This window comes from Dysgonomonadaceae bacterium zrk40, assembly GCA_016916535.1.
Taxonomy (GTDB): domain Bacteria; phylum Bacteroidota; class Bacteroidia; order Bacteroidales; family Dysgonomonadaceae; genus Proteiniphilum.
The window spans coordinates 2292986-2313244 of record CP070276.1; the positions used below are offsets into that span (position 1 = coordinate 2292986).

Here is a 20259-nt window from a genome sequence, read left to right on the forward strand (position 1 = left end):
CAGATTAAAACTTACACTATGGCACAACATGAACTGGATGAGTTGGATGAGAAGATTTTGCGAATGATCATCGACAACGCACGCATACCCTTTCTGGAGGTGGCCCGCGAATGCGGTGTCTCTGGAGCGGCAATTCACCAGCGGGTGCAGAAACTCATACAACTTGGCGTGGTGAAAGGTTCGGAGTTTATCGTGGATGCGGAAAAGATCGGCTTCGAGACATGTGCCTATGTGGGGATTTTTCTCACTTCTCCTTCAACGTTCGATTTTGTGGTGAAAGAGCTGGAAAAGATTCCCGAGGTGGTGGAGTGTTACTACACTACCGGTCAGTACGACCTGCTTATCAAGGTCTACGCGAAGAACAACAAAGATCTGCTGCGCATCATCCACTCGGAACTACAACCCCTGGGCCTCTCCCGTACCGAGACCTTGATCTGCTTCAAGGATGGCTTCCGCAAGAAATTGCCGGTGAAATTGTAACCGGTTTCCTAAGAAATGATTAACCACCATACTACATTGTGTGACTACACGAAGGAGCTATATCAAAAAATCGACCCCTCCTGTGTCACTGCTGCCGCATGCTGCGCCATACCGATGCAGGTGCCGGCTTCATGCATGAGTCCTTTCACAAGGACGACCCTGCAAAATTCACCCGCAGCTGGTTTGCCTGGGTCAATACCCTCTTTGGGGAATTGATCGTCGACCTCGATAAGAAAGGGAAAATGAACCTGGTAAACAGCCTTTAACCCCTGCAAGACAAAAATATGAAAAGATATACATTGGCACTCAGCCTGCTGCTGAGCCTGACAGCTCCTCTGGCCGGAAAGGCTTATGACGACCCCGTGGATTACGTGAATGTACTGATGGGTACCCAGTCGGAGTTCGCTCTCTCCAACGGCAACACCTACCCGGCCATCGCACGTCCCTGGGGGATGAATTTCTGGACACCCCAGACCCGCAAGATGGGTGACGGATGGCAATATGCCTATACCGACAACAAGCTGAACGGCTTCAAGCAGACCCATCAGCCCAGTCCCTGGATGAATGACTACGGTCAGTTTGCCATCATGCCGATGACCGACAGGATGGAGTTTGCGCAGGAGAAACGGGCAAGCTGGTATTCCCATAAGGCTGAGGTGGCGAAGCCCTACTATTACAGTGCCTATCTGGCCGACTACGACATCACCACCGAGATCTCTCCCACTGAGCGGGCTGCCATTTTCCGCTTTACCTTCCCCGAGACAGACAGCGCCATCGTGTTGGTGGATGCCTTCGACAAGGGATCCGCAGTGGAAATTATCCCCGGGAATAATGCTATTGTCGGCTACACCACCCGCAATAGCGGCGGTGTTCCTGAAAACTTCAAAAACTACTTCGTGGTGCTCTTCGATAAATCCTTTACGTTGCACCGTGCGGTGAAAGATGGTGAGATACTGGATGAGGAACTCGCTGCTGACGGAAGCCACACCGGTGCTTTCATCGGTTTTGCCACCCACCGTGGTGAGCAGGTGGTGGCCCGCGTGGCCTCCTCATTCATCAGCTATGAACAGGCGTGGCAGAACCTGAAAGAGGTCACCGGCAAATCGTTTGAACAGGTGAAACAGGAGGGTCGCAATGACTGGAACAAGGTGCTTGGCAGGATTGAGGTGGAGGGTGGCAACCTCGACCAGAAGCGTACCTTCTACTCCACGCTCTATCGTTCCACCCTCTTCCCCAGGAAGTTTCACGAGGTGGACGCCGATGGCAATATCATTCACTACAGTCCCTACAACGGAAAGGTCCTTCCCGGCTACATGTATACCGATACCGGCTTCTGGGATACTTTCCGTGCGCTCTTCCCCCTGCTCAATCTGGTCTACCCCTCGGTGAACGCTGAGATTCAGGAGGGGCTGGTCAATACCTACAAGGAGAGTGGTTTCCTGCCCGAGTGGGCCAGCCCCGGCCACCGCGGCATCATGATTGGTAACAACTCCGCTTCGGTGGTAGCGGATGCCTGGCTGAAAGGGGTTCGCGGTTATGACATTGAAACGCTTTACGAAGCGATGCTTCACGGCACCGAGCACGTACATCCGCAGGTCTCTTCTACCGGGCGTCTCGGCCATGAGTACTACAACACCCTGGGTTATGTACCCTACGACGTGAAGATCAACGAGAACGCCGCACGCACGCTGGAGTATGCCTATGCCGACTGGACCATCTACAAGCTGGCCAGGGAGCTGAAGCGCCCACAGGCGGAGATCGATCTCTTTGCCAAAAGAAGCCGGAACTACCGCAATCTTTACTCTCCTGAGCACAAGCTGATGCGTGGCCGCAACAAGGATGGCTCCTTCCAGTCGCCCTTCAGCCCCACCAAGTGGGGGGATGCCTTCACCGAAGGGAACAGCTGGCATTACACCTGGTCGGTGTTCCACGATCCGCAGGGGTTGATCGACTTGATGGGAGGCAACAGGGCTTTCGTGGAGATGCTCGACTCGGTATTCGTGATGCCCCCACTCTTCGACGACAGCTACTACGGCGGGGTGATTCATGAGATCCGTGAGATGCAGATCACGAACATGGGACAGTATGCACACGGCAACCAGCCCATCCAACATATGATTTATCTCTACAACTACGCGGGTGAGCCATGGAAGGCTCAGTACCGGGTGCGAGAGGTGATGGACAAGCTCTACACACCCCATCCCGACGGTTATTGCGGGGATGAGGACAATGGTCAGACATCGGCATGGTATGTCTTCTCTTCCCTCGGTTTTTACCCTGTCTGCCCGGGTAGCGACCAGTATGTGATCGGTTCACCACTCTTCAACAAGATGACACTACACCTGGAGAATGGAAACAGGGTGGAAATAAATGCACCCAACAACGCACACGAAACTCGTTTTGTCTCCTCGGTAGAGCTCAACGGCAGAAGCTACACGAAGAACTACTTCACCCACGGTGAACTGATGGAGGGGGCAAAGATTGACTTCACCATGTCGGAGAAACCGAACAGGGAGAGAGGTATCCGCAAGTCGGATGCTCCCTATTCCTTCTCAAACGAGAAGAGGTAGGGTTCATTTGCCAAAGATCCGCATCAGGGATGTGTTCCCTGATTTCCACCGTGATGACCCCCTGTTTCAGCATTCCCAGCTGTTGGGCGGCTGCATGAGAAACGTCAATGATCCGGTTGCGCATATAGGGTCCCCGGTCAGTCACCTTTACGATGACACTCTTGTTGTTTTTGGGATTGGTCACCTCAAGCAAGGTGCCGAAAGGATAGGTGCGGTGTGCACAGGTGAGGCTGTCTCTGTGGTAGGAGGTTCCGTTTGACATTTTCCGGCCGTGAAAACGCCCGGCATAATAGGAGGCCCTTCCCAGTACCTGTTCAGCCTGTTGTGCCTGCCCTGATAAAGGAAGGAATGACAGCAGCAACAGTGCAGTGAAAATAGTGATTCGAAACATCGACAGGGCTATTGATCGGTTCTACCCTGCAAATAAACAGAAAAAAAAGGAAAGCAGAACTGCTTTCCTTTAAAAATGTTGCGGAGGCAAGACTCGAACTTACGACCTTTGGGTTATGAGCCCAACGAGCTACCAACTGCTCCACTCCGCGATTTAGTTTCCCTTAATGGGACTGCAAAGATAGGAATTTGTTTTGATGATACAAAATATTTCACCAACTTTTTTATTTGTGCGCCAAATGGTGTACTTTTGAAATAAAATTGATTCCAATGGCAGATAGTGTAGTGATTATACCCACCTACAACGAGAAAGAGAATATTGAGAACATCATAAAAGCTGTTTTTTCGCTGGACCAACAGTTTCATATCCTGGTGATCGATGACGGCTCACCCGACGGCACCGCGGCCATCGTGCAACGCCTTATGAGCGGTCCGTTTGAAGGTCGCCTCTTTCTGGAAGAAAGGAAGGGGAAGCTGGGACTGGGGACTGCCTACATCCATGGTTTCAAGTGGGCATTGCAGCGATCGTACGACTATATCTTCGAGATGGATGCCGACTTTTCGCATAACCCGGAGGATCTGCCACGACTCTATGCCGCCTGTCATGACGATGGATTTGATGTGGCTGTGGGATCACGCTATGCCACCGGTGTGAACGTCGTGAACTGGCCCATGGGGCGTGTGCTGATGTCCTTCTTCGCATCGAAGTATGTACGCCTGGTGACAGCACTCAATGTGAAGGATACCACTGCCGGTTTCGTCTGCTACCGACGCAAGGTGCTGGAGACCATCAACCTGGATCAGATTCGGTTCAAGGGTTATGCCTTTCAGATTGAGATGAAGTATTCCGCCAAAGTGCTGGGTTTCAGCATTAAAGAGGTGTCGGTCATCTTCGTGAACCGGCAGCTGGGCACCTCCAAGATGAACAGCAGCATATTCGGTGAAGCATTCTTCGGCGTGATCAACCTGCGCTGGAGAAAAGAGTTGGGACAAATAAAACCACGCAAACAATCCAAACAACTATCCTCATGATACTGATACAAAAAGCAACCATCATCAACGAGGGGGAGACCTTTACCGGCTCACTCCTGATAGAGGGTGAACGAATTGCACGCATCTTTCGCGATGAGGTGCCGGAACAACTGCTCTCCCGCTGTGACGATGTGATCGATGCCAGGGGGCTTTTCCTGATACCCGGTGTGATTGACGATCAGGTGCACTTCCGTGAACCGGGTCTGACTCACAAGGGGGATATTTTCAGCGAGAGCAGGGCTGCCGTGGCAGGAGGTGTCACCTCATACATGGAGATGCCCAACACGATGCCCCAGACCATTACCAACGATGAGCTTCGCCGCAAACAGGAGCTGGCTGCGGGACGCTCTGCTGCCAACTACTCCTTCTACATGGGTGCCACCAACGATAACATCCGGGAGCTGATGAAGGTTGATCCGGTAACTACCTGTGGGGTGAAGGTATTCATGGGTTCCTCTACGGGCAACATGCTGGTGGATGACCGCAGGACGCTGCAAAAGATCTTCGCCGAGGTAGAGATGTTGATCGCCACCCACTGCGAGAGTGAGGAGCTGATTCGTGAGAACAGGGATCGAATGATCCGATTGCACGGAGAGGAGATGCCTGTTGCCATGCATCCGCTGATCAGAACTGCGGAAGCCTGTTACCGTTCTTCGGCCGAGGCGGTGGAGCTGGCCGACCATTACGGCAGCCGCCTGCATGTGTTGCACCTCTCCACGGCGCAGGAGATGAGCCTTTTCTCCGAAGGCTCATTGGCAGAGAAAAAAATCACGGCAGAGGTATGTGTTCACCACCTCTGGTTCAGTGATGAGGATTATGGCCGCATGGGAAGCCGCATCAAGTGGAACCCGGCGGTAAAGGGGGCGGCCGATCGGGAAGCGCTCCGTGAGGCACTGCGTCGCGGACGCCTTGATGTGGTGGCTACCGACCATGCTCCTCACCTCCTGAGTGAGAAGGAGGGCGGTGCCATCAGAGCTGCCTCTGGTGGTCCGCTGGTACAGCATTCGCTGGCAGCAATGTGGGAGATGACCGATGCAAAGATCTTCACCCGTGAAATGGTGGTGGAGCGGATGTGTCACGCTCCTGCACGCCTCTTCGGTGTTCGGGAAAGGGGTTTCATCCGGGAGGGTTACCATGCTGACCTGGTTTTGGTTGATCCTTCGGCTCCCTTCACTGTTACCCCGGAAAACATTCTTTACAAGTGCGGCTGGTCTCCTTTCGAGGGGGTCACCTTTGGCAACAGCGTGAGCAAGACATTCGTGAATGGTATGCTGGCATACGATGAGGGGCGTGTGTCGGATTGTGCCGCGGGACAGTTGCTTACATTTGAACGCTGAGTCACTTTTTTTGCGATGTTACTATACCTTAACCGAAAAGTTAAGGGTGACTGCCGTTTAATTTGTACTTTTGCAGCTGAAACATCAAAAATCTTTTTTTTGTGAGATTCTTGTTCACTGTACAGGGAGAAGGCAGAGGCCACTACACGCAGGCGCTCTCGCTTGCTGCCATCCTGCGTAAACAGGGCCATGAAGTGGTGGCCGTGCTGGTGGGTAAAAGCGACAACAGGGAGATACCATCCTTCTTCTCCGAGAAAATTGCTGCACCGGTCACTGCTTTCAACAGCCCCAACTTCACCTCCTTCTACAAACAAAAGCGACCCAACATCCTGTTGAGTGTGGCGACCAACTTCTCACGTCCCTTTATCTTCCGTAAAAGCCTTCAGCACATCCGTCATAAGATTGAAGAGTATCGTCCCGACAGGGTGATCAATTTTTATGAGATGATCACCGGTATGGCTTATGGCATTTACCGGTTCGACAAGAAGATGGGGGTGGAGATGATCTGTGTGGCACATCAGTACATCCTCCTGAATCCAAATTACAAGACCAGTGCCGAACAGGATGTGAAGTACTATTTCCTAAGAATGCTCTCGCGCATCACCTCCAACCGTGCTTCCCGTATCCTGGCCCTCTCCTTTCGCGATATGCCTGCTGCAACCGACAAACGGATTGTTACCGTGCCCCCGTTGTTGCGTGCGGAAGTGTTCCGCTCAGTACCCTCTGATGGCGATTACATTCACGGCTACATGCTCAATGCGGGCTATTATGATGAGATTGCCCGTTGGCATGCACGCCATCCGGAGGTGCCGTTGCGCTTCTTCTGGGACAAGAGTGATGCCGCGGAGGAGGTGCAGGTGGATGATCGGTTCACGATCACTCGTCTCCATGATGAGAAGTTCCTCAGCAGCATGGCCGGGAGCATGGCCTATGCCACCACTGCAGGCTTCGAATCGCTCTGTGAAGCACTCTACTTCCGCAAACCAATCCTGATGATCCCGGTGCATGTGGAGCAGGAGTTCAATGCCCAAGATGCATCACTCTCCGGTGCGGGCATCGCCGGCAAACGATTCGATCTGGACCGGCTGGTCGATTTCATTCCGCATTACAAGCCTGATGAAACGTTTCGCGACTGGGTTCACCAGGCTGAAGAGCGTTTCATACGTGAGATTTGTTGAATCAATCCGCACAATTTCCACCCCGCGGGGTTCTGTTTACAATCCAACCGAATCGCGATAGAAGTCGAGCGCTTCAAAAAAGAGTTTCTTGTCTGCGGTCTGGTCTATCTGCACGTTTCCGATCTCTGAGAGCAAGGTGAAATTGATTACTCCTCCCCGGTTCTTCTTGTCATGGAGTGCGATCTCATAGAGTTGCTCATAATGATCGCAGCTGATTGCAAAGGAGCCGTACTGCTCCCGGATGAACCGTACCGTCTTCAGCAGTTTCTCCTTGGGGAAACGACAGATGCGGTGTGAGAGGTAAAGCTCAACAATCAATCCCCATGCTACGGCAAAGCCGTGTGGCACAGGAGTGCCTGCTTTAAGGGCGTGGCTCTCGAAAGCGTGTGCAGTGGTGTGTCCCAGGTTCAGCGCCTTGCGTATATCCTGCTCGTAGGGATCCTTCTCCACAATCTGCCGCTTGATGCCAACCGAACGAAATACCATCTCGTTCAACTGTTCATAGTCGGGTTTGTCGAGTTGGAAGGCAATGAGTTTGTCAAGGTCGGCCGCCGAGTGGATCAATGCATGCTTGATCATCTCTGCATAGCCGGAAAGAAGGGCTTCCTGTGTCAGCGTGCGGAAGAAGTCGGAGAAGATGATGACAAACTCCGAAGGGTAGAAGGAGCCAATCTCATTCTTGTAGCCGCCAAAGTTGATGCCGGTCTTGCCGCCTACGGCTGCATCGACCGCGCCCAGGAGTGTGGTGGGGATGTTGATGTAACGAATGCCCCGCTTGAAGGTGGCGGCAGCAAAGCCTCCCAGATCGGTGACCATTCCTCCGCCCAGGTTGATGAGCAGCGAGTGGCGGGTGGCTCCTCCCGCAGTGAGTTGTTCCCATACCATCGAAAGTGTGGAGATGGTCTTATTGATGTCATCGGCGGGGATCACAATCTCTGTGGCGTCGCTGATCTGTGGCAGGTTGCTGAGCAACGGCAGGCAATGCCGGTGCGTGTTGTCATCGGTGAGGATGAAAAGTTTGTCGTAGCGGGTGTTACGGATAATTTTTTCTGTGTCGGCAACCAACTGGCTGCTCTTGATAACCTTTTGCATCGTCTCTTGTTACTGTTGGTTTGTGATGGGTGAATCGGTCCGCAGGGCCTGGTAGATCTCTTCCTGTACCCGTTCGCGAATGCTCAGCGTAGAGAAACGGTTGGGCGCGCGCGAAGGGTTGACACGGTTGGAGAGAAAGATGTAGATCATGTTGTTCACCGGGTCTATCCAGAAACTGGTGCCGGTGAAGCCGGTGTGTCCATATACCTCCACAGGCGTGGCGGGACTGGTAGGGCTTAGCTTACTGTTGCCCGGGTCGGGCTTGTCGAAGCCCAGGCCGCGCCGGCTGATGCTGCTCTTCATGGTGGTGAAGAGCCTGACAGTCTCAGGGCTGAGCAGCTGCTCACCTCCGTAACTTCCGCCATTCAACAACATCTGACTCAGTTTGACCAGGTCGTTGCTGTTGGAAAAGAGGCCGGCATTCCCGGAGATACCGCCGAAGAGGGCAGCTCCCTCATCATGTACATATCCGCGCAGGTGCTGTCGCCGGAAGAAGGGGTCATCTTCGGTGGGGGCGATCAGTTCCTCCGGGTGTTGCTCCAGGGGGCGAAAGGTGATGTTGTTGGCTCCCAGCTTACGGTAGAAGTTATCCTTCACATAGCTGTCGAGGTTGTTTCCGGTGGCGGCTTCCACCGCTTCCTTGAGCAGCATGAAGTTGAGACAGCTGTAGAGATAGCGTCCCTTTCGCCGCAGGGGCGACTGAATGATGTCGCGCAGCAGTGCATCGTGCATCTTGTTGCTGGCATACAGTTTTTTGGCTACGGGCATGTGAAATCGTTCCGACTGTTTGCGGGAGATCAAATCGGGCAGGAAGGAGTAGTCGGTGCGCGCCCAGACACCGGCATAGCGGACATGGTAGCGTGACGACTTGCGGCCGAACAGGGTGCCTTCGTAGCTTTTCGCGTCGATCGCACTGGTGTAGTAAGGGATAAAAGAGGTGATGCCCGATTCGTGAAAGAGCAGCGAGCGGATGGTGGCAGATGCTTTGTCACTCCCCCGTGTCTCTTTTACAAACTTGCTGATGGGATCCTGCAGCCGCATTTTTTTCTCATCGAACAGTTTCATCACCGCCGGCAGTGTGGCGGCTGCCTTGGTGACTGATGCCAAGTCATAGATTGTCTGAGCGGTTACCTCTTCATCCGATCCATAGTCGAGTGTGCCAAACGATCTTTCATAGATTACCACTCCATCTTTTGCCACCAGGATCTGACATCCGGGGTAGGCCCGCTGGCGGATGCCCTCCAGGGCGATCTGTTCAATCCCTTCCAGCTTTTCAGAGTTGATTCCCACCTCCTCCGGCAGCGAATAGCCGAGTCGTATCTTTTCCGTCTGAAGACCTGCTCCTTCGGGGTAGTTGCCGGCGGCTACAGGTAGTCGCCCCGAGAGGGCGATGCCGCCGAAGAGTGCCTGTGCGGCACTGAACTGTGCAGCCTCCGAAGCGTCGTATGCCAGCAGTAGCACGGAAGCCTCTTGTGCCGTTTTACTGAAACGATGCAGTTGTGACGGAGGGGTGAAGAGTACCACCACGCTTTTCTTCGATTTTGCCAATTGTTGCAGATGAACGGAGTCGTCAATTTTGTCTTTGTGCAGTGAGATGATGACCAGATCGAATGCATCCAGTTTTTCAAGCAGGGCACCGATCGATGAGGAGGATGGTGTGAAGGTGGTCACCTTCCCATACTTGTTGAGGTACTGTTGAAAGGGGTTGTCATCGGGGGCATCTACGGCAACCGATGCAATCTTCAGCCGCTCCAGCTTTTTGAATGGTATCAGCTCAGTTTCATTCTTCAACAGGGTGATTGCTTTGTCGTAGATCTTACGTTGCATCCATACTGCACCAGGGTTGTTCACTCTGTTGTGAACTTTTGAATGGTCTATGGGAACGATTGTGTCGAGGCCGACGATGTATTTGTAGGCAAGGATTCTTCTTACCTTCTCTTCCAGTAGCGAGTCGGGGAGTACACCCTCTTCAACCGCTTTCCTGACAGAAAGGAAAGCTTTTGAGAGGTTTGCCTCTCCCAACAGGATGTCGTTGCCGGCCAATAGTGCCTTCACGCTGGCATCGGGCTGATCAGATACTCCCTTCATGGCCATTGCATCGGTGAAGGTGAGCCCTTTGAATCCCATCTTTTCACGCAGCAAAGCTGTGACGATCTCCGGCGAGAGCGACGCCGGCAACCCCTTCGTGTTGAGAGCAGGTACATTCAGGTGGCCCATCATGATGCCGGAAAGGCCGGCATTGATGTATTCCCGAAACGGATAAAGCTCCACTGAATCGAGCCGCAGGGTGTCATGGGTAATCAGCGGCAGCGTGTGATGTGAATCATCGGAGGTGTCGCCGTGGCCGGGGAAGTGTTTGGCCACCGCAATCACACCCTTCTCTTCCATTCCGCTGGCAAAGGCGATCGCCTGGCGGGCCACCTTTTGGGGATTCTCTCCGTATGAGCGGTTCCCGATAATGGGGTTGGCGGGGTTGGTATGCACATCGACAGAGGGTGCGAAGTTGACATGGATACCCATTTCGCGGCACTGCCGTGCCACCTCGTTGCCGTAGTGTCGTATTGTCTCCTCGTCCTGTATGGCACCAATCACCTGGTTGCGCGGATATCTGGGTGCATCGGTCAGTCGCATGGCAAGGCCCCACTCTCCGTCGAGCGCGATGAGCAACGGTATGGGTGAGAGGTTCTGTGCATAGTTGGTCACGTCGGCCTGGTTGCTCAGCTTGCTCTTTGAGAAGAGCAGGCCCCCTATTTTCTGCTCTGCAATGTATCCCGCGATGCGCTTTTTCCAACCGCTGCCGGTCTCAACGATTGGCATGAAGAGCTGTCCTATCTTCTGATCTGTGGTGAGTTGTGTGTAGATGGAATCTACCCAGCGGTTCATCTTCTCTTTGTCTGCTTGTTCATAGAGCGTGACGGGCACCTGTGCCTGTACCCCACCTGAAAAGAGGATTGCACCCAGGGTAAAAAGCATTACACATTTTCGCATTGTCTCGTGAAGGTCTGTTCGTTTTTATTTCTTTATTTTCTCCATCGTCACGTTGATTCGTCCCACATAGACTCCTCTGCCGGCAGTCTGGTAGATTAGCACCTCACGGTTGTCCATGTTCTTACGGACATCGGGTTCTTCCATGTAGGTGTGACTGTGCCCGCCGATGATGATGTCGATGTTTCGGGAAGCCTCTGCCAGCCTCGTGTCGTGTTGGTATCCAAGGTGAGAGAGAGCCACCACCAAGTCGCACCCGTATTGTGTGCGCAACCGGTAGGCGAGCATGTTGGAGGTGGTCACCGGGTCGAGATACTCCATGCCCTCGTAGTTGGCCGAGGAGACAAGCCCCTTAGGCTGGATGTTGATTCCCATCACTCCGATTTTCACGCCTCCTCTTTTCAGGATGAGGTAGGGCTTGATCTTTCCTGCGAGGGGTGTCTTGCTGAAATCGTAATTGCTCGAAACGATGGGGAAGTGGGCAGCTTTCACCACCTCCTCCAACACCTCCAGTCCATAGTCGAACTCATGGTTGCCAAGGGTCACAGCATCGTATCCCATCAGGTTCATCGCCTTCACTTCTGCCTCTCCCTTGAATAGGTTGAAGTATGGAGTGCCTTGCAGGAAATCACCTGCATCGAAGAGTAACAGGTTTTCATGCTCAGCGCGCATTTGTTCAATGTAGTTGATGCGCCGCTCCACACCTCCCTTGTCGGGAGCATGGCGGTCACCCGCGGGCAGCGGTTCGATGCGGCTGTGGGTGTCGTTGGTATGTATGATCACTAGCTGTTTCTGGGCAGAGGCCGTGACGAGGATCGTCAGCAACAGCAGCAGGGTGAGAGTCGTTTTTTTCATCTTGTTCACTCTTGATTGGTTATGGTTATTCGTCCGTCGAGGGTTGAGCGGATTGGGTTGCCCCGGCGGCTCTCCTCTTTTACATGGTCAATCATCACGTCTCGCAGGGTGACACCGGTGTTGTGTTGCCTGATGGCATTGCGCATGGCGCTCATGTTGTCGTTCCCCTCTGCCAGATAGTCGAGCGTGACCACCCGATATATCTGTTCTGCATTGATTGCTTTCCCGTCGAGGGTTACCTCTTTGACACTGCGGTTATCGATGACCAATCGCACGTTGGAAGAGATGCCTGCACCGCCTATGCGCGCATAGGCGTTGAAGAGCTCTATCAGGTCGCTCCCTTTAATCTCAAGAAAGGTGATGGCGTTGTCGAAAGAGTAGATCTCGTAGAGGTTGCCTACCGTGATCTCACCTTTGGGCATCGACGCTCGGTGCCCGTGTACATTCATCATCGCCACATCGGCTCCTTCCTCCAGCTGCTCATCGCCATATGCTTTCATTACATCGGAGGTAAAGTTGGTCAGCAAGCTCTCCGGTCGCCCATACATCATCGCCTGCTCGGAGGTGGCAATCACCTCGTTCATCTTTTCGTCCAGCTCACTCTTGTAGGAGTATACCAGGGCATGCATGGCTGCATGTTGTGGGGAGTCAAAGCTGTTGTTCATCTCGGTGATGGAGCCGCTCATCTCTGCAATATGGTATTGCGGTTTGCAGGATAGAAGGATCAATGCCGTAAGGAGGATCCCGAATGTTTTCATTTTCATGTTGTTGAATCTCATTGTTGGGTTGGGGTGTGTCGAAACAATTGTTACGCAGCTCAAAAATAGGGTTTTTTCCTCAGTGCATCAAGAACTGCACAAAAAATGTGGATTAATTGGTTATTTGTATGGTGGTTTCATTTGGATTTACTACCTTTGCATCCGCTTTGCGTAATCTCTGTCGGTCAACATGCCGTTACATTGCGTTCACACAGGTTAATTATTAACATAAAGCTTATTATAGGATGGACTTACTTAAAGTAGCGGAAGCCTCTTTTGCCAAAGAAAAGAAGGAATTCCCCAATTTCAGGAGCGGTGACACCATCACGGTGGCCTATCGCATTGCCGAAGGTAACAAAGAGCGTATCCAGCTCTACCGCGGTGTGGTGATTAAAATCTCCGGTCATGGTGATGCAAAACGCTTCACTGTACGCAAAATGTCGGATAACATTGGCGTGGAGCGTATCTTCCCGATGAACTCACCCTTCATCGAAGAGATCACTCTTAACAGCCAGGGTAAGGTACGCAGAACCAAACTTTATTATCTGCGCAAACTGCGTGGCAAGGCTGCCCGCATCAAGAAAAAATTGTATTGATCATCTTCAGTATGAGAGATATTGTGACGCTCCGGATGATTCCGGAGCGTTTTTTCTATACAGACCACCGGAATTTGCTACATTTGTAGCTGTAAGTGACTAACGTTAAGCGAAGAGATGTTGCACAAGACCCAGGGCATTGTACTGTCGACCATTCCCTACAGTGACACCTATTCCATCACGCAGCTCTTCACGCGTGATTTTGGGAGGGTCTCTTACTTGTTGCCACGATCGAAGGGTAGAAAATCGAAGATCAATATATCACTTTTTGCTCCACTGACATTGCTTTGGTTGGAGGTTGAGCACAAGCCATTACGCGACCTGCAGCGTATCAGGGACGCAACGCGTCAGTTTCCCCTCTATGAGATCAACAGCCAGATGGCAAAGATCTCTCTGACTTTCTTCCTGTCGGAACTACTCACCCGGCTGCTGCATGAGTCGGATCACAACGAATTGCTTTTCGACTATCTGAAGAATTCGTTGGAGACACTGGAGGCGACAGAAAAGGGGGTTGCCAATTTTCACCTCGCTTTTATGTTGGGACTGACTCGCTTCATGGGTATCAGCCCCAACATGGAGGGTGCGGGGAACAACCGCTTTTTTGATCTGATGAATGGGGAGTTTACCAGTTACGCACCGCTGCACAGCCATTACCTGAACAGAGAACAGAGTGCTTATCTTCAACTGCTGAAACGGATGCACTACGGCAACATGCATCTCTTCCACCTGTCTCGCAGCCAGCGCAACAAGATTGTGGACTCTCTGCTGGAGTATTACCGGCTGCACACATACGACTTTCCCCCACTCAAATCACTCGACGTCTTGCGGGAGCTGGGTTAATAAGCCTGAAAAACGATCATTCTTCCTTCAGTTTCAATCCTGAAATTGTCGCCGGTTGACTCGTTGAGTGAGCCCTGCCACCAGTTGGTAAGCACCCTCTGTTGAAGTGGATACTTCAATCCGCTGGTAGTCAGAGGCACAGTATCGATGGCGAATATCGATACCTGTTCTCCCCTGAAACTTTGAAAGGTGGTGCTGCCCGCTATGGGAGTGAAGAGACCCCAGTTGGTGACCATCACAACCTGTGCCAATTGGCAGTACTCCGCAAGCAGGGAGATGTTGCCCAAGGTGTGGTCTTCCCGTCTACCGGTGCCTCCCACAATGACAATCTCCTTGCGACCCTCTGCAACGCAGTATTGCACCGACTTGGTAAGGTCGTTGGTCTCCTGATCGGCACTGGGATGGATGATTGCGGCGAAGCGCTCCCTGTTCTCCTGTGAGATGGAGTCGCAGTCGCCCACAATCGCATCGGGAACGCCCCCTCGTGCGATAAAGTCGTTGGCTGCACCATCAGTGCAAACGATAAAGGAAGCCTCCCGGATCAGGGAGAGCGGCATGGCATGTTCCGGGTAGCGACCGTTGGCGATGATCAGGGCGGAAGTCGATCGTGAAACGTTCATCGAGATTTGTTTTAGTACAAAGATACTAAAGATGCGGCAACCGCCCTGCGATCACATCTCCAAATTTTGTGCTTCAGTTGTTCAATGTGGCAGCTGCTCTTCGAGTATCACTGCCTTGGGGAAGAGGATGTTGTTCTCCAGGTGGATGTGCCGGTGCAGGTCCTCCTCGAATTCCTCCAGCATGCTGAAGGTGACGCGGTAGGTGCTGCAGGCATCCTCTGGGGGGGTGTAGTGATCGGTCAGCGCACTGATGGTGCGAAACCGTTCACCCTCCGCATCATGCTCCTTTTCCATCTCAGCGATGTATGCGGCAGCTGAGCCGATCACGCTCTTCGGCTTGTTGCCGCCGCTGAGTTGAGCCTTGACCACTCCCCGGATGTATGGAAAGAGCATCAGCTCCTCTTTTTTCAGGTGCGCCGACAGGTCCCCCGCCGACTGCAGAAAGAGCCGTTCCACCTCCATCAGATCGGGATGGTTCATTCCATGTACCTCCACAATCTTGCGCAGGAAGGGGGTAATCTCGCTGATCTTTTGCGTCACGTAGCGATGGTGCGTCTTCTCGATGTAATCGGCCAGCAGGTCATGCGGGAAGGTGTTGAAGTCGATGCCGCCGTTATTTTTCTCTGCCATGGCCTCCTTCAGTTCCCGGATCAGTTGATCCGGACCACTCTCCTTCTTGCCGGCAGCCCTTTCGATGGTGCGGTTGCCGTTGCAGCAGAAGTCGATGCCATGCTTCTTGAACACCGCGGCAGCCTTGTAGTTCTCCGCCACAATTTGTCCGATATTGCTGTTTTTGTTGATTTCCATAAGCTTGCTATTTGTGGGAGGTGTTACCCGGGAACCGTTGCTGGCTCCCGGGAACGTTCTCCTCCCGGTGAATGTTATTTTTTCAGGAGGGTGAGCCGGTAGACAAACCAGAAGAGGGTCAGTGTACCCACCGCGAAGATGGTGTCACCGATGGTGCGTAGCCACTTGAAGGTGTTGACCAACGGCTCCTGCATGAACTCGGCTGAGCGGGCGTACCACATCCCCTCCTTCACGCTGGCCACAGTCTGCATCAGTCCCACCGGCAGCAGGCTCAGCAACACCATCAGCAACAGTCCGATGTTGAGCGACCAGAAGGTGAAGCTGATCAGCTTGTTGTTCCACTGCTGCTTGCGATACATGCTGTGCAGCACGAAGAGGATCAGACCGATACCCAGCATGCCGTAGACTCCGAAGAGGGCGGCGTGTCCATGCACCGGTGTGGTGTTCAGCCCTTGCATGTAGAAGAGGGCGATGGGTGGGTTGATGATGAATCCGAAGATACCGGCACCCAGGAAGTTCCAGAAGGAGACCGAGAGCAGGAAGTAGATAGGCCACTTATAGTCCTTGAGCCATTCGGTGGCCTTGCTCAGCCGGTAGTTGTGGTAGGCCTCAAAGCCAATCAGCACCAACGGTACCACCTCCAGCGCACTGAAGGTAGCTCCCAGCGCCATCACACCGGTGGGTGTGCCGGTGAAGTAGAGGTGGTGGAAGGTGCCCAGGATGCCACCGGTGAGGAAGATGATGGTGGCGAACAATACGTTGTGTGTCGCGGAGCGGATGCCCAGCAGTCCCATACGGGTGAAGAGGAAGGCGGCCACTACCGTGGCGAACACCTCGAAGAACCCTTCCACCCAGAGATGTACCACCCACCAGCGCCAGTACTCGGCAACCGCCAGGTTGGTGGTGCGTCCCCACATCAGTCCCGCACCGTAGAAGAGAGCGATGGCGGCGCAGGAAATCAGGAAGAGGATGAGCAACCCCTTTTCGGAGGTACCCTTGCGGATGATTGGCAGGATGGGGCGCACCATTAGTGCCAGCCATAGGAAGAGGCCTACCACCAGCAGGATCTGCCAGAAACGTCCCAGGTCCACATACTCATACCCTTGGTGTCCGAACCAGAAGTTATCCACCAAGTTGAGCCGCTGCATCACACCGAACCATTGCCCAATGAGGGAGCCGGCCACCACGATTAGCAGTGCCCCGAAGAGGACGTTGACTCCCAGTCTCTGGTATTTCGGATCCCTGCCGCTCAGCGAGGGAGCGATGTAGAGACCAGTGGCCAGCCAGGCGGTGGCAATCCAGAAGATAGCGATCTGGATGTGCCAGGTGCGTGTGATGGAGTAGGGGATGAAGGAGGCGATGTCGATGCCGTAGAAGCCGTCACCCTCCACGCCGTAGTGTGCGGTGATCACCCCCAGCAGGACCTGTGCCAGGATCAACAGGTTCACGACCCAAAAATATTTTTTCACCGCCCACATGGAGGGGGTGATGTTTTGGTTCATCAAGGGGTCGGAGACCGGTTTCAGGGGTTCTTCCTCGCGGGTGCGTGCCTGCAGAAAGATCATGATGCCGATGCCCAGTAGCAGCATGATGATACTGAAGCCTGTCCACAACACCAGGTCGCTGGTGGCCACGTTACCTATCTGCTCGTCGGGCGGCCAGTTGTGGGTGTAGGTGACATCGGATCCTGGCCGCTCAGTGACGCATGCCCATGAGGCCCAGAAGAAAAACTGCGCCATCTTCTCCATCCGCTCCTCCGAGCGGATGCTGTTGCGCGCGATGGCATAGTCGGCGCGCAGTTCATCGAGCGCCGGGTCATCCATGAAGAGGCCGGCATAGTGTCCGAAGAGTTCCCGGAAGGCATCATAGCGCTGGCTGTGGATTACCAGGGTGGAGGTTTTCTCGTTGTAGCTATTCTTACGCAGAAACTCCTGCAGGCGGCGTTCCATGGCTGCCTGCTCCACCTCGGTGAGCTGTTCGAATGTTTTACCCTGCTCCTCCTGCGACCAGGTACTGTGCCTCGCGGTGCATGCAGGTAGTCGGCTGTCCAGTCAGGTGCCACATAGGCGCCATGCCCCCAGACGCTGCCCACCTCCTGACCGCCAATGCTCTGCCAGATGTTCTGACCATCCTTGATGTCCTGGCCGGTGAAGAGCAGTTGCCCCTCTTCATTGGTGACCCGCTCCGGTACGGGCGGTGCCTGCTGATAGATTTGGTTGCCGTAATAGAGCAACACGGCAAAGGAGATGCCGACCACCAGGGCGAATGCAATCCAAAGTTTTTTCTGTGTCATAGGTTTTTTTTAATGGATGATTGATAGGTTTATCTCGCTTCTTTCAGAAATCCGATTCCAACGATAATTAGAAGGGTCACCTTGAATACCTCTGCCACCACGTAATAGATGTGTAAAGGAGAGGAGGGTACCTCCAGCCCCTGCTGGTAGAGGGGGATGCGTGCATCGAGTGCCGGCAGCAGCCAGAGAGTCTGGATTAGAAGCAGTATCATGATGATCCCATATTGGGTAACGCTGCTTCTCCTCTCTCTTCTTCGGTTCAGAATAAATCTTGCTGCGATGAGTAGTGCGAAGAGCCACTCCATCAGGTTCAGTGCTTTGAAGACAAGGCTACCAATTCCCAGTCCCAGGGGCAGGGTGATTCCGGGAGCCCTGAACTTGAGCCAGGCTTCCATGAAGCTGATTGCCGAGACAAATCCGATCCAGAGAAAGGTGGCCGGTAGGGCGGCTTGTTTGAAGGTTTGCTGTAATGGGTACATATATGGCGGGTGTATTTGGCTCACTCCTGATTAATCATCACCTTTCTTTGTTTACGATAAAAAAGTCGTAAATAAAGACAAAAATTTAACGCTTCAATATCAGCTCTATATTTTTCTGTTTGGTTACCAGGTCATGGAGGCTGGTATGCTGCAACACGTAGAACATGTTCTCCCGGATCTTCACCACAGAGTGATGCATCGGACAGGGGTTTTTCTCGTCGCAATGGGAGAGCCCCAGGGCACATCCTTCAAAAAACTCATTGCCGTCGATGGCACGCACGATCTGTTCAATAGTGATCTGCCTTATTTTTTCCTTTTTGATCTCGAAGCCGCCAGCAGGTCCCGTGTAAGAATCGACCAGCCCGTGTCGGGAGAGGAGCCCCAGGATCTTGCCGGTGAAAGCTTCGGGTGATCCTGTTTGCCGGATGATGTCACCAATCTTTACCCGCCTCTCATTCAGAGATTGAGAAGCGATGTAGAGCATTGCCCGGATACCATGTTCACATGTTTTTGAAAACATCTTTTAGCATTTAACGCTTCAAAGATAGGAAATCTTTTTAAATTGCGACAAAAATATCGTAAATCTTTTTTTACCTTTGTGCCATTGTTTTTAGTCTGACCTGACATTTTTCTATTTGAAGAGTGTCGGGATGTGATTTTTTTTGTATGTTTAAGATTTCAATAGTTCGTTAAAAATATAGTTTAGAGTCATGCAGCAATGGCTGCAAACTCAATGAGTTCTTTGACAAGTTTATCTTTTAATCTTCTGTTCGGTTTAATGCCAGACACGCAAATAAATCGTTCAAGCAAGTAAGCGTTGTGTATCATTGTTTTACATGATGCCATCGAAAAAGAGATGCCTCTCTCCTTTGCCAGTACCTTTGCCAGGTTGACTGAGGTAAGAGATGCATTAAAGTTGAACGATAGCTTTGCTACATCCCTTGCCTGCGATTGCATCAGTCCTGTGAAGCCTTTTGCATCCCTGAAGCAAAACTCGATCTGAAAACGGGTGCGGTAAAATTCTATAACATCTTTTCCACTCATCTTAGGATTGGTAGAGAAGAACAGTTTTGGTTTTTTCCCATCTTTGAAATACCAGATGACAAGCCTGACCATCTGTCTAAGTGATTTGGAATAGGCTATCAAGGTGTAGAGATCACCGTTATCAATATTGATCTTTTGCACTCTGGTTGTATCCAGGTTGGCCATGTCAATCTTACCGTCGTAGAGTTTAGGCCTTCCTTTCTTGCCCGTTGGTTTCTGCAGTGTTGGATAATAAAGTGCGGCGTCATCCCTGAAACGGCTGACCAGATCAAACTTCATCTCTTGCAGACCCGTAACGAAGTTGTTCTTTGCGAAGTAGGCATCAGCAACCACGTAACGGCTTGTCCGATGGAGTTTCTCCTGCATCGATTCAAGGACCAGCAGGTACCAGTCGATCAGGTTGGCCTCGCGACTCTCCAGGGTTTGACGGTCCGGAGTCTGAACGGCCTGTAGACTGATGCAATCCTTGTTGTCGACGTCTATAAGGCCCACTCCCAGGATTTCCAATCCCCTTTTCGCCTGACCGGCTGCACCCGACCAGAAGTAACCAATCCAAGGGGTATTCTTTCCTGATTTGGTTATATAACTGGGATCAATGGCAATAGCCTTGCGATCTCCGGTTAATACCCTATCAGACAAAGACAAGTTAAACTCCAGCCAATCAAAATCCTTCGAGAAGTTCTGGCGAAATCGCTGTTCACACGACTTGCCATATCTCCCTAATTGTAGGAAATTAATCCTCCCGGGAATGACCAGATACAAAATAAGCGTCTCCATAAGGAATGATTTGAAACTTTTGTTTAACTTCGTAGTTAGTTCACCAAGAACATCACTACAGATACCTCTATATTGGTTAAGTATGCTGGTTCTATCCATCTTTATTAGGCTTTCATCAGCTATAAA

The 20259-nt window shown here is 52.4% G+C and carries 18 protein-coding genes, 1 tRNA gene and 1 pseudogene; 8 read left to right on the plus strand and 12 right to left on the minus strand.

All coding sequences use genetic code 11. The features are described 5' to 3' along the window. Positions 1-18: 18 nt before the first annotated feature. From JS578_09630 to JS578_09640, 3 genes are all read left to right on the plus strand, one after another. Positions 19-480 carry an Lrp/AsnC ligand binding domain-containing protein gene (locus JS578_09630; protein QRX63132.1) on the plus strand — a complete coding sequence of 154 codons (462 nt, stop codon included), beginning with the start codon at positions 19-21 and terminating at the stop codon, positions 478-480. 98 nt (positions 481-578) lie between these two features. Beyond that, positions 579-746 carry a glycoside hydrolase family 125 protein gene (locus tag JS578_09635; GenBank protein ID QRX63133.1) on the plus strand — a complete coding sequence of 56 codons (168 nt, stop codon included), beginning with the start codon at positions 579-581 and terminating at the stop codon, positions 744-746. Between the two features lie 18 nt (positions 747-764). Then, positions 765-3050, plus strand: coding sequence for a GH92 family glycosyl hydrolase (locus tag JS578_09640; GenBank protein ID QRX63134.1), 2286 nt, complete (start codon positions 765-767; stop codon positions 3048-3050). Here the strand turns inward: JS578_09640 and JS578_09645 are convergent. Beyond that, positions 2968-3441 carry a septal ring lytic transglycosylase RlpA family protein gene (locus JS578_09645; GenBank protein QRX63135.1) on the minus strand — a complete coding sequence of 158 codons (474 nt, stop codon included), beginning with the start codon at positions 3439-3441 and terminating at the stop codon, positions 2968-2970. The two genes, JS578_09640 and JS578_09645, sit on opposite strands and share 83 nt — an antisense overlap. A 78-nt stretch (positions 3442-3519) precedes the next feature. Continuing rightward, positions 3520-3592, minus strand: a tRNA-Met gene (locus JS578_09650). 112 nt (positions 3593-3704) lie between these two features. Here JS578_09650 and JS578_09655 point away from each other — a divergent pair. The 3 genes from JS578_09655 (at position 3705) to JS578_09665 (ending at position 6987) form a co-directional block, all read left to right on the plus strand. Then, positions 3705-4472 carry a polyprenol monophosphomannose synthase gene (locus tag JS578_09655; protein QRX64982.1) on the plus strand — a complete coding sequence of 256 codons (768 nt, stop codon included), beginning with the start codon at positions 3705-3707 and terminating at the stop codon, positions 4470-4472. Further along, on the plus strand, positions 4469-5809 hold the full coding sequence (locus JS578_09660) for a dihydroorotase (protein ID QRX63136.1): 1341 nt from the start codon (positions 4469-4471) through the stop codon (positions 5807-5809). Before JS578_09655 ends, JS578_09660 begins: the two co-directional genes overlap by 4 nt. A 101-nt stretch (positions 5810-5910) precedes the next feature. Then, positions 5911-6987 (plus strand): glycosyltransferase, encoded by a 1077-nt coding sequence (locus JS578_09665; GenBank protein ID QRX63137.1) that lies wholly within the window; start codon positions 5911-5913, stop codon positions 6985-6987. Positions 6988-7023: 36 nt separating this feature from the next. Here JS578_09665 and aroB read toward each other — a convergent pair whose 3' ends face one another. From aroB to JS578_09685, 4 genes are read right to left on the minus strand one after another with little or no spacing between them, the layout of a single operon-like run. Next, positions 7024-8079: a 3-dehydroquinate synthase gene (gene aroB / locus JS578_09670; protein QRX63138.1), complete on the minus strand. Its 1056-nt coding sequence runs from the start codon at positions 8077-8079 to the stop codon at positions 7024-7026. Between the two features lie 9 nt (positions 8080-8088). Continuing rightward, entirely contained in the window at positions 8089-11052 is a 2964-nt protein-coding gene (locus tag JS578_09675; protein ID QRX64983.1) for a serine hydrolase, read from the minus strand. A gap of 39 nt (positions 11053-11091) precedes the next feature. Further along, positions 11092-11919, minus strand: coding sequence for a metallophosphoesterase (locus tag JS578_09680; GenBank protein QRX63139.1), 828 nt, complete (start codon positions 11917-11919; stop codon positions 11092-11094). 5 nt (positions 11920-11924) lie between these two features. Next, the gene (locus JS578_09685; GenBank protein QRX63140.1) at positions 11925-12683 is read right to left on the minus strand and encodes a 5'-nucleotidase C-terminal domain-containing protein; all 759 of its coding nucleotides are present in this window, start codon (positions 12681-12683) and stop codon (positions 11925-11927) included. Between the two features lie 239 nt (positions 12684-12922). On the opposite strand from JS578_09685, the gene rplS reads away from it, so the two are divergent. Both rplS and recO read left to right on the plus strand, forming a co-directional pair. After that, a complete protein-coding gene (rplS, locus tag JS578_09690) occupies positions 12923-13273 on the plus strand; it encodes a 50S ribosomal protein L19 (protein ID QRX63141.1) in 351 nt (116 codons plus the stop codon). Between the two features lie 117 nt (positions 13274-13390). Continuing rightward, positions 13391-14113 carry a DNA repair protein RecO gene (recO, locus tag JS578_09695; protein ID QRX63142.1) on the plus strand — a complete coding sequence of 241 codons (723 nt, stop codon included), beginning with the start codon at positions 13391-13393 and terminating at the stop codon, positions 14111-14113. Here recO and JS578_09700 read toward each other — a convergent pair. From JS578_09700 to JS578_09725, 6 genes and pseudogenes are all read right to left on the minus strand, one after another. After that, positions 14110-14733, minus strand: coding sequence for a thiamine diphosphokinase (locus JS578_09700; protein ID QRX63143.1), 624 nt, complete (start codon positions 14731-14733; stop codon positions 14110-14112). The two genes, recO and JS578_09700, sit on opposite strands and share 4 nt — an antisense overlap. A gap of 81 nt (positions 14734-14814) precedes the next feature. Further along, entirely contained in the window at positions 14815-15540 is a 726-nt protein-coding gene (ric, locus tag JS578_09705; GenBank protein ID QRX63144.1) for an iron-sulfur cluster repair di-iron protein, read from the minus strand. A 74-nt stretch (positions 15541-15614) separates the two neighbouring features. Continuing rightward, positions 15615-17833, minus strand: a pseudogene (locus tag JS578_09710) (nitric-oxide reductase large subunit). Between the two features lie 29 nt (positions 17834-17862). Next, positions 17863-18312, minus strand: coding sequence for a hypothetical protein (locus tag JS578_09715; GenBank protein QRX63145.1), 450 nt, complete (start codon positions 18310-18312; stop codon positions 17863-17865). An 85-nt stretch (positions 18313-18397) separates the two neighbouring features. Then, entirely contained in the window at positions 18398-18832 is a 435-nt protein-coding gene (locus JS578_09720; protein QRX63146.1) for an Rrf2 family transcriptional regulator, read from the minus strand. Between the two features lie 188 nt (positions 18833-19020). Beyond that, entirely contained in the window at positions 19021-20232 is a 1212-nt protein-coding gene (locus JS578_09725) for a transposase (GenBank protein QRX63147.1), read from the minus strand. Between the last annotated feature and the right edge of the window lie 27 nt (positions 20233-20259).

Bases quoted from the DNA above. Each gene is read 5' to 3' on its own strand.
- JS578_09630 (QRX63132.1), top strand. From the start codon at position 19: ATGGCACAACATGAACTGGATGAGTTGGATGAGAAGATTTTGCGAATG.
- JS578_09635 (QRX63133.1), top strand. From the start codon at position 579: ATGCTGCGCCATACCGATGCAGGTGCCGGCTTCATGCATGAGTCCTTT.
- JS578_09640 (QRX63134.1), top strand. From the start codon at position 765: ATGAAAAGATATACATTGGCACTCAGCCTGCTGCTGAGCCTGACAGCT.
- JS578_09645 (QRX63135.1), bottom strand. From the start codon at position 3,441: ATGTTTCGAATCACTATTTTCACTGCACTGTTGCTGCTGTCATTCCTT.
- JS578_09660 (QRX63136.1), top strand. From the start codon at position 4,469: ATGATACTGATACAAAAAGCAACCATCATCAACGAGGGGGAGACCTTT.
- aroB (QRX63138.1), bottom strand. From the start codon at position 8,079: ATGCAAAAGGTTATCAAGAGCAGCCAGTTGGTTGCCGACACAGAAAAA.
- JS578_09675 (QRX64983.1), bottom strand. From the start codon at position 11,052: ATGCTTTTTACCCTGGGTGCAATCCTCTTTTCAGGTGGGGTACAGGCA.
- JS578_09680 (QRX63139.1), bottom strand. From the start codon at position 11,919: ATGAAAAAAACGACTCTCACCCTGCTGCTGTTGCTGACGATCCTCGTC.
- JS578_09685 (QRX63140.1), bottom strand. From the start codon at position 12,683: ATGAAAATGAAAACATTCGGGATCCTCCTTACGGCATTGATCCTTCTA.
- rplS (QRX63141.1), top strand. From the start codon at position 12,923: ATGGACTTACTTAAAGTAGCGGAAGCCTCTTTTGCCAAAGAAAAGAAG.
- recO (QRX63142.1), top strand. From the start codon at position 13,391: ATGTTGCACAAGACCCAGGGCATTGTACTGTCGACCATTCCCTACAGT.
- JS578_09700 (QRX63143.1), bottom strand. From the start codon at position 14,733: ATGAACGTTTCACGATCGACTTCCGCCCTGATCATCGCCAACGGTCGC.
- ric (QRX63144.1), bottom strand. From the start codon at position 15,540: ATGGAAATCAACAAAAACAGCAATATCGGACAAATTGTGGCGGAGAAC.
- JS578_09715 (QRX63145.1), bottom strand. From the start codon at position 18,312: ATGTACCCATTACAGCAAACCTTCAAACAAGCCGCCCTACCGGCCACC.
- JS578_09720 (QRX63146.1), bottom strand. From the start codon at position 18,832: ATGTTTTCAAAAACATGTGAACATGGTATCCGGGCAATGCTCTACATC.
- JS578_09725 (QRX63147.1), bottom strand. From the start codon at position 20,232: ATGGATAGAACCAGCATACTTAACCAATATAGAGGTATCTGTAGTGAT.